This window comes from Micromonospora sp. URMC 105, assembly GCF_051386295.1.
Classification (GTDB): domain Bacteria; phylum Actinomycetota; class Actinomycetes; order Mycobacteriales; family Micromonosporaceae; genus Micromonospora.
The window spans coordinates 1-7,015 of sequence record NZ_JBPQTL010000162.1; the positions used below are offsets into that span (position 1 = coordinate 1).

General features: G+C 74.4%; 7 protein-coding genes and 2 rRNA genes. 5 read left to right on the forward strand and 4 right to left on the reverse strand.

Annotated features, from left to right (window positions below; genetic code table 11):
* The 3 genes from ACSNN7_RS28235 to ACSNN7_RS28245 all read left to right on the forward strand — a co-directional run.
* Positions 1-190: ribosomal RNA gene (locus tag ACSNN7_RS28235) — 23S ribosomal RNA — on the forward strand; the annotation flags it as partial.
* A gap of 85 nt (positions 191-275) precedes the next feature.
* Positions 276-392 (forward strand): 5S ribosomal RNA (gene rrf, locus ACSNN7_RS28240).
* 70 nt (positions 393-462) lie between these two features.
* The gene (locus ACSNN7_RS28245; protein WP_436684096.1) at positions 463-1,302 is read left to right on the forward strand and encodes an alpha/beta fold hydrolase; all 840 of its coding nucleotides are present in this window, start codon (positions 463-465) and stop codon (positions 1,300-1,302) included.
* 25 nt (positions 1,303-1,327) lie between these two features.
* Here the strand turns inward: ACSNN7_RS28245 and ACSNN7_RS28250 are convergent, their stop codons facing one another.
* On the reverse strand, positions 1,328-1,732 hold the full coding sequence (locus tag ACSNN7_RS28250) for a DUF2267 domain-containing protein (RefSeq protein ID WP_436684097.1): 405 nt from the start codon (positions 1,730-1,732) through the stop codon (positions 1,328-1,330).
* A gap of 315 nt (positions 1,733-2,047) precedes the next feature.
* Between ACSNN7_RS28250 and ACSNN7_RS28255 the strand changes: the two genes are divergently transcribed.
* Entirely contained in the window at positions 2,048-2,710 is a 663-nt protein-coding gene (locus ACSNN7_RS28255) for a LuxR C-terminal-related transcriptional regulator (RefSeq protein WP_436684098.1), read from the forward strand.
* Positions 2,711-2,821: 111 nt separating this feature from the next.
* Positions 2,822-3,448: a response regulator transcription factor gene (locus ACSNN7_RS28260; RefSeq protein WP_436684099.1), complete on the forward strand. Its 627-nt coding sequence runs from the start codon at positions 2,822-2,824 to the stop codon at positions 3,446-3,448.
* Here ACSNN7_RS28260 and ACSNN7_RS28265 read toward each other — a convergent pair.
* The 3 genes from ACSNN7_RS28265 to ACSNN7_RS28275 form a co-directional block, all read right to left on the reverse strand.
* The gene (locus tag ACSNN7_RS28265) at positions 3,378-5,162 is read right to left on the reverse strand and encodes an ATP-binding cassette domain-containing protein (protein ID WP_436684100.1); all 1,785 of its coding nucleotides are present in this window, start codon (positions 5,160-5,162) and stop codon (positions 3,378-3,380) included. The genes ACSNN7_RS28260 and ACSNN7_RS28265 overlap by 71 nt on opposite strands.
* Positions 5,159-6,826 (reverse strand): ABC transporter ATP-binding protein, encoded by a 1,668-nt coding sequence (locus ACSNN7_RS28270; RefSeq protein ID WP_436684101.1) that lies wholly within the window; start codon positions 6,824-6,826, stop codon positions 5,159-5,161. The genes ACSNN7_RS28265 and ACSNN7_RS28270 overlap by 4 nt, the downstream gene beginning before the upstream one ends.
* Positions 6,827-6,891: 65 nt before the next feature.
* Positions 6,892-7,011 (reverse strand): SapB/AmfS family lanthipeptide, encoded by a 120-nt coding sequence (locus tag ACSNN7_RS28275; RefSeq protein WP_088647629.1) that lies wholly within the window; start codon positions 7,009-7,011, stop codon positions 6,892-6,894.
* Between the last annotated feature and the right edge of the window lie 4 nt (positions 7,012-7,015).

The following is a 7,015-nucleotide window of genomic DNA, read 5'->3' on the forward strand; positions in this document are numbered from 1 at the left end:
CTGGTTAGCTACGTTCGGAAGGGATAACCGCTGAAAGCATCTAAGCGGGAAGCTCGCTTCAAGATGAGGTATCCCACTACCCTTCGGGGTGGGTAAGGCCCCCAGCTAGACGACTGGGTTGATAGGCCGGAAATGTAAGCCCGGTAACGGGTTCAGTTGACCGGTACTAATAGGCCGAGGACTTGACTACAAAGCTGCTACGCGTCCACTGTGCAACTCCCGACAAACGAACGACAGACCAACAATGTTGGTGTTGTTTGACATGTCGATAGAGTTACGGCGGTCATGGCGGAGGGGAAACGCCCGGTAACATTCCGAACCCGGAAGCTAAGCCCTCCAGCGCCGATGGTACTGCACTCGGGAGGGTGTGGGAGAGTAGGACACCGCCGGACAACCATTCACATCAGGGCCACCCCTATCGGGGTGGCCCTGATGTGTTTCTACGGCACTATGATTCTGCGCGTGGCCACATTAGACAGCTCCGACGGCACCCGGCTCGCGTACCACTCCAGCGGGGACGGTGACCCGCTGATCTGCCTGCCGGGCGGTCCGATGCTGGCCTCCAGATACCTCGGCGAGTTGGGCGGGCTGGCCGCGCACCGCGCGCTGGTGCGCCTCGACCTGCGGGGTACCGGGGAGTCGGCGGTGCCGGCGGACCCGGCGACGTACCGGTGCGACCGGCTGGTCGACGACGTCGAGGCGCTGCGCGTACATCTTGGTCTGGACCGGATCGACCTGATGGGACACTCCGCGGGCGGGAGTCTCGCGGTGCTCTACGCCGCCCGCCATCCGGAGCGCGTCGGCCGGCTCGCGCTGGTCAACCCCAGCCCCCGGCCGGTCGGCGTGGACGTCACCGATCAGGATCGCCGCGAGGTCGCCGAGCTGCGCCGAGGGGAGCCCTGGTTCCCGGCCGCCTTCGCCGCCTTCGAGCGGATCTGGTCCGGCGAGCCCACCGACGAGGACTGGGCGGCGATCACGCCGTTCACCCAGGGCCGATGGGACGCCGAGCGGCAGGCTGAACTCGCCCGTGAGGAGCACGATCGGAACCCGGACGCCGCGGCGGCCTACTACTCGGCCGGTGCCCTCGACCCGGGCGCCACCCGCACCGCCCTGGCCGACCTCCGGGCACCGGTCCTGCTCGTCACCGGCGAGTACGACGTCGCGCTCCCGCCGAAGCGCGCCGCGGAGTACGCCGGCCTGTTCCCGCACGCCGAGCTGGCGGTGCAGCCGGGCGGTGGGCACTACCCGTGGCGTGACGACCCGGAGTGGTTCGTGCCGACCCTGGCGGGATTCCTGCGCTGACCGGGCCGCCCGCCCGGCATGCCGCCTAACCGCCGCGGCGCTCCCCGTCGTAGGGCGCCACGGTCTCGGCGACCTGCCCGAAGCCCGCAGGGAGCTGGGAGACGACCTCGTCGTACTCGCCGGGTGTGAGGGTCTCGCGGAGGGTGTCGAACACCGCGCGCATGCCGGACTCCGCCAGCGCCGGATCCACCTCCGCACGTCCGCTGACCCGTTGCACGAAGACGTCGAGCCCGAACCGCTCGCCGGTCTCGCTGGAGGCGAAGGCGTACGGCTGAAGTCCCTCGGGAAGCTGGCCGGCGAGGTCGCGGGCCTCGCCCCCGTCGATCCTCTCCGCCAGGGTCCGGAGCGTGGCCCGGGTGAGGGCGGTCGCCTGCTCTGGTGAGGTGTTCGCCCGCAGCGCCACCAGACCGATGAAGTCGTTGTCGTCCACGTTCGGGGCCTCCTCTTGGGCAGATGGCGGCATCTACCCGTACACCGGCACGGCAAACGACGGCGCGCGCCGCGGCCGCGCCCGGGGCTTTGCGTCGCCCCCCGGTCCACAGGACCTTCGGGACCAGGACCGTCAAACCGATGCTTAACGGATGTCCGGCTACCCGGGTACGGAACCGGTCGGCGTCAGTCGGCCGCGCGGGCGGGGCCGTGGGCGCGTGTCGGCCGAGAGGACCCGCATGAGCTGGGCGAACTCCGGTCGACGGCAATCCAGAAAGGACGCATGAGTGGGTGGTCCGCTGGGCACAGTGACCCGGTGGACGACGTACTGGACGAAATGGCTCCGGCCCCGCGGGTAGCCGATGAGGAGCCGGCGACGGTCCGGGTCGTGGTGGTCGCGGAGCCGGGACTGCTGCGTACCGTCGTGGCCGCGGTCCTGGCCGGCGCCCCCGGCTTCGACCTGGCCGCGGAGTGCGACCCGGGCGACGGCGTCACCGAGGCCGTCGCCGCCGCCCGGCCCGACCTGGTCCTGGTCGACCTCGACGCGGTGCGGGACGCCTCGGGGCTGACGGCACGCCTGCGCACCCGGTCGCCGGAGTGCGCCGTGGTGGTGCTGACCGCCCGGCGCACCGCACGGGTGCTGCGCCGGGCGCTCGGGGCCGGGGTGCGGGGGGTCATCGCCAAGGACGTGGCGCCGGAGGAGCTGATCGGCCAGCTGCGCGCGATCGCCGACGGTCAGCGGATGATCGACCCGCTGACCGCGCTGGCGGCGCTCGACGCGGCAGTGAACCCGCTCAGCGAGCGGGAACGCCAGGTGGCGGTCGCGGCGGCCCGGGGATTGCGGTCCAAGGAGATCGCCGCGCGGCTGCACCTGGCCCCCGGCACCGTCCGGAACCACCTGTCGACGCTGCTGCGCAAGACGGGCGGGCGGAACCGGTGGGACGCGATCCAGCGTGCGCAGGATGCCGGCTGGATCTGACGACACGCGCACCGGGGTATCGTGCGGGACTTCATTTCAATAGGATTCCTAACCGTGCGTCATCATGCGCGCACGAGACGTCAGCAACGGGGGTTGATGACGGGGAGTCTGATGATCCGCACTCTGCTCGCGCTCAGGGGCGCACTGGTTCGGGGCGCGCTCGCCCAGTTGCTCGACGCCGAGGACGGCATCGACGTCGTCGGCGAGGCGGACACGGCGGACGAGCTCAGATCGGCGTTGCGGTCCGAGCGTCCCGACGTCGCCGTCGTCGACGGCGACATGGTGACGGTGGAGCAACTGTCCGATCTGGCGTCCACCGACCCCGTCGGTTGCCCGGACGACGGCCGGGCCGGGCGGCTGCTGGTCCTGGTCGAGCAGCGCCGGGCCGCCCGGCTGGGGCCGGTGCTCGCCGAGCACTGCCGGCGGATCGGCTTCCTCAGTCACGACGTGGCGCCCGGGCGGATCGCCGACGGCGTCCGGCAGCTGGCCCAGGGCCAGGTCGTCCTCGACCCGGACCTGGTGGTCGCTGCCCTGGAGGTCGCCGACAGCCCGCTGACCCCGCGCGAGCGGGAGGTGCTGGACGTGGTGGCCGAGGGGCATCCGGTCCGCGACATCGCCGAGCGGCTGGTGCTGTCGGCGGGGACGGTCCGCAACCACCTGTCCCGGATCATGGCGAAGACCGGTGCGCGTACCCGGCTGGAAGCGGTGCGGATCGCCCGGGAGTCGGGCTGGATCTGACGCCTTCCTCCTGGCCGTAGCCGACCAGCTCCCGGTACGCGGCCGAGCGGTCGAGCAGCCCCTGGTGGGTGTCGAGCAGTGCGGCCCGCCCGTCGAGCAGCAGCACCCGGCGGGCGCGCCGCGCCGAGCTGAGCCGGTGCGCGATGACCACCAGCGTCCCGGGCCGCTCGGCGAACGCCTCCTCCAGCCGCGCCTCGGTCGCCGGGTCCAGGTGGCAGGTCGCCTCGTCGAGGATCATCAGGGGCGCGGGGGAGAGCCAGGCCCGCAGCAGGGCCAGCTGCTGGCGTTCCCCGGCGGAGACCTCCGCCGGGCGCAGCGTCGCGTCGTAGCCGCCGAGCCGGTCCAGCAGTCCGGTCAGCGCGAGCCGGTCGGCCGCCCGGGTGATCGTCGTATCCGGCAGGTCGGGGCGGAGGTACGTGACGTTCTCCCGCACCGTGCCGGTGAAGACGTACGCCTCCTGCGGGATCAGGACGCGGCGGCCGGCCAGCTCCGCCGGCGGGACACCGGCCACCGGCACCCCGCCGACGCGTACCGTGCCGGACTGCGGGGACAGCACTCCGGCGATCAGCCCGGCGAGGGTGGACTTGCCGATGCCGCTCGCGCCCACGATCACCAGGTGGTCGCCGACCGGCACGTCGAGGTCGAGTCCGTCGAGGACCGGGTCGGCGTGCGGGCCGTACCGGAAGGTCACCCCGCGCAGGGACAGGGCCGGCGCGCTCGGCCTCGGTGTCGGCAGCGGCACCCGGGCGGTGGCTGGTGGCCGGGTGTGTACCGCCTCGCCGGCGCGCAGCAGCCGGTCGAGGGTGACGGCGAAGCGCAGCCCCCCGGCGGCCACGCCCTGGACCAGGGTGTCCAGGGCGGGCTGCACGCCGCGCACGACGTAGACGAGGGCGCCGAGCACCGCGCCCGGCCCGAGCCCCTGGCGGACCAGCCACGGGGTGGCCAGCAGCACCACCGGCACCGGCACCCACCCGCCGACGGCCAGGCTCAGTCCCCGGGTGGCCGCCATGACGGCCAGGCGCCGCTCCACCCGCGCCTGGGCGTCGACGTAGCGGCCGAGCCACCGGACGGTGCGCGCCCGGGCGCCGCTGACGGTGACGTCGCGGTGCCCGGCCACGGCGGTGACCGCGACCCGGCCCAGCCGCTCGTCGGCCAGCACGTACTGCCGCTGGCGGGCGATCATCGCGGGCAGGGCCGCCGCGAACAGCCCCAGACCGGCCAGCACGGGCACCGTCACCAGCAGGGCGATCGGCGCGGCCAGCGAGATGAGGCCGACGACGGCGGCACCGGCGGCGAACACGAAGCCGCGCACCACCATCAACAGGCCGGCGTAGGTGTCCCGGACCATCTCCACCTGGTGGGTCAGCCGGGCCACCGCCGCGTCGTCGCCGCGACCGCCCGTCGCGCCGGCCAGCGCGCCGCCGACCACCCGGCGCAGCAGATCGTCGCGGAACGGTTCGACCACGGCGCCGAGCAGGGCGTACGCCCGGTTGGTGCCCAGCGCGCCGACGAGCACGGCGACCGCGAGCAGGCCCAGCCAGGCCAGCCCGGTCATCGGGCGGCCGGCGAGGAACCCGTCGTCGACGGCCCGGGCGGTCAGCAGCCCGGCCAGTCCCGCCGGCAGGGCCTCCGCCAGCGACCAGCCCGCCAGCCGCCACAGCTCGGGGCGGCGCGCCCGCAGCGCCGCCCGGGTCACCTCGCCGACCGTGCTCACGCCCGGAACACCGCCCGGTAGCCGGGGTCCTCCCACAGCAGCCGGTGCGGGCCGACCGCGCGGAGCCGCCCACCGTCCACCCAGGCCACCAGGTCCGCCCGCGCGGCCATGCCGATCCGGTGGCCGACCACGATCCTGGTCCGCCGGTCGCCCGGCCCGGTCAGCGCCTGGGTCACCCGGTATTCGGTGACGGTGTCCAGGCTGGACGTGGCGTCGTCGAGGACCAGCAGCCGTTCGGCGCGCAGCGCGCGGGCCAGCCCGAGCCGCTGCCGTTCCCCGCCCGACATGGCGACGTCGGCCAGCGGCGTGCGGTACCGCTCGGGGAGCCGCTCGACGAAGTCGTGGATGGCCGCCGCCCTGCTCACCGGCACCGGGTCGGCGCCGCAGCCGACGGCGTCGGCGACCGTGTCGCCGACCAGCACGGGCCGCTCGAATCCGTAGCCCACCGCCGCGTGCAACGCCGCCTGCGTCAGCTCGGGCAGCGGCACACCGTCGAGGCGTACCTCGCCGGAGTCCGGGTCGCGCAGCCGTCCGGCGACGGCGGCGAGCAGCGACTTGCCCGCCCCGGAGGGGCCGACGACGACGAGCAGCGCCCCGCCGGGGACCCGCAGGTCGACCCGGTCCAGCAGCAGTCTCCCGTCGTCGCCCCGCACGCTGACCTCGTGCAGCTCCAGCTCGCCCGGCCCGGGGGGCAGCGTCCGGGTGCCGTACCGGCGGACGGGTTCACCCAGCACGTCGGCCGCGCGCCGGCAGCCGGCCCGTACCCGGACCGCCTTGTTCAGGGCGCTGACCACGGTGCCCAGGCCGGCGCCGAGCGCCGCGTACTGCAGGGCGGCCAGCAGCTCGCCGGGGGTCATCCGCCCGGCGGCCAGCGACAGCCCGCCGACGGCGACGACGGCCAGTTGCAGCAGCGGGTTGAGCACCGCGCCGCGGGTCGCCGCCCCGGCCAGTACGGCCCAGGTGCGCGCGCCGTGCGCGCGCAGCGCCGCGACCGGGGTGAGCACCCGCGCGACCTCACGTTCTGCGGTGCCGGCGGCGGCGATGGTCCGCACCCCGGCGAGGGTCTCCACCATCCGGCCGGCGAGTTCCCCCTGGGCCTGCTGGTAGCCGGCGACCGCCGCCGAGGCGTCGGCGACGAAGCTGCGCAGCAGCACGCCCAGCAGCAGCAGGCCCACCACGAAGGTGAGGCCGAGCCACGGGTCGATCAGGGTGAGCGCCACCAGGCTGCCCAGCGGCGGCAGCAGCACGGTGCCGGCCAGCACGACGGTCGGCGCGGCCTGCCCAGCGTCGGCCACCTGGCCGACGAGCCGGCCCACCAGGTCGCCCACCGGACGGCGGGCCGCGGCCCGGGGGTCGAGGGCGAAGATGTGCCGAGCCAGCGTGTGCCGCAGCCCGGCCACCGAACGGGCGGTGGCCGCGCCCGTGCCGTAGTCCCGTATCGCGTCGGTGGCGACCAGCACGGCGATCAGCCCGACCACCGCGGCGAGCCAGTGGCCGGACGAGCCGCCCGCCGCCGTACCGACGGCGGCGTCGACGGCGCGCCCCAGCATCGCAGGCAGCGCCAGCTCGGCCGCCACGCCGACCACGGCGACCACGGCGAGCACCGGGGTCCACCAGCCGGCGGACCCGACGGTACGCAGCAGGAGCCGGTCGGCCGGGGTCATCACACCTCTTTCGTGCCGCGGCCCCGGACCGGCGTGAACCGGCCCGGGGCCAGGCGGACTGATCGTCAGTTGCAGGTGGTGACGCTCAGCGAGCTGTCGCCGCAGAGCAGCAGGCTGGCGCGGCTGCCGCCACCGGTGCGCTCGGCGGCCGGCAGTTCCATTCCCTGGAGGTCGAGCAGAGCCATGTCG